At 47.9% G+C, this 317-nt stretch carries 1 protein-coding gene; it reads left to right on the forward strand.

Going from position 1 to position 317, the window contains the following annotated elements:
* A partial coding sequence (locus AC0L3U_RS38940) for a hypothetical protein (RefSeq protein WP_473365046.1) occupies positions 1-239 on the forward strand: 239 nt, incomplete at its 5' end.
* Between the last annotated feature and the right edge of the window lie 78 nt (positions 240-317).

Consider the following 317-nt stretch of genomic DNA (forward strand, 5'->3'; position numbering starts at 1 on the left):
GCCCTGTTCAGGTAGCGGGCATCAACGACTCGGACATTCCCACGGTTAAAGTCAATGACTTGTGCTGCGCGGATGAAAATTTGATGAAGTCTGATAAATATTCGTTTTTGCATGTATTGGCGCCAGTACCGCTACGGCGCTGGGAAGCTTGTTCTACCGGCGATTTTTTTTCTAAGCCCACGGAGGTTTATTGGTATGCCACAAGAGAGCACGACTTTGTGAGATTTTTGGTCCAGTGATTGCGTGCTGCATTAAAAGATAGAGCTCGGTGTTGTGTTGGGCCAACATCTTTTGATGGCCTGGCGTCTGCAATGTAG

This window comes from Bradyrhizobium sp. Kon69, assembly GCF_055807515.1.